Below are 764 nucleotides of genomic sequence, written 5' to 3'. Positions count from 1 at the left end.
TTGGTATTGAGCGACGCGACATGGGAGCGGATGGCGCCGTTGATCATCGGCCGGCCTGACCAGAAGGGTTCGACCGGACGGGACAACCGGATGTTTGTGGAGGGCGTACTTTGGATCGTGCGCACTGGCTCTCCCTGGCGTGATCTTCCGGAGGTGTTTGGAGACTGGAACAGCGTGTTTCGGCGCTTCAGTCGATGGAGCATCAAGGGGGTCTGGTGGCGCATATTCGAAGCGATGTCCGGTGATCCGGACTTCGAGTATCTGATCGTCGACTCCACCATCGTCCGGGCGCACCAGCACGCCGCTGGGGCGAAAAAAGGGGGTCTGAAGATCAGGCGATCGGTCGCTCGCGCGGTGGCCTGAGCACCAAGATACATATGGCCGTTCGCGGCCTGGGATGTCCCGTACGGTTCAAGCTCACCGCAGGTCAGAAGAGCGACGTACCGCAAGCCGCCGAATTGATCGAGGGATTACCTGCCCAGGTCGTCATGGCGGATACGGCTTATGACGCCGATCACTTGCGCCAGGCGATCGCTGCCAAAGGCGCGCTCGCCGTCATCCCCAACAACCCGTCACGTGCGCTCAAATATCCGCTGGACAAGCATCTCTATGCCCAGCGTCATCTCGTCGAATGCTGCTTCTCAAAACTCAAGCAGTTCCGCCGCGTCGCAACCCGCTTCGAAAAGACCGCCCGAAATTACCTGGCCGTCGTTACTCTCGCAGCCATCGTCTTATGGATGCGATAAATGTCCACACCACCTAGT

The 764-nt window shown here is 59.6% G+C and carries 1 protein-coding gene; it reads left to right on the top strand.

Features of this window, described 5'->3' with window-relative positions; genetic code table 11:
- Positions 1-746, top strand: a protein-coding gene (locus ACZBJS_RS42660; RefSeq protein WP_463440347.1) for an IS5 family transposase whose coding sequence is annotated in 2 segments (ribosomal slippage) — positions 1-318 and positions 321-746 — 744 coding nt annotated over the 2 segments. Because the reading frame shifts where the segments join, the coding sequence is not laid out codon by codon here. This gene is flagged as partial in the annotation.
- Between the last annotated feature and the right edge of the window lie 18 nt (positions 747-764).

The organism is Bradyrhizobium sp. KZN70725 (genome assembly GCF_055264925.1).
The sequence above is the reverse complement of the archived record's forward strand: the minus strand, read 5'-3'. Positions and strand labels throughout refer to the sequence as shown.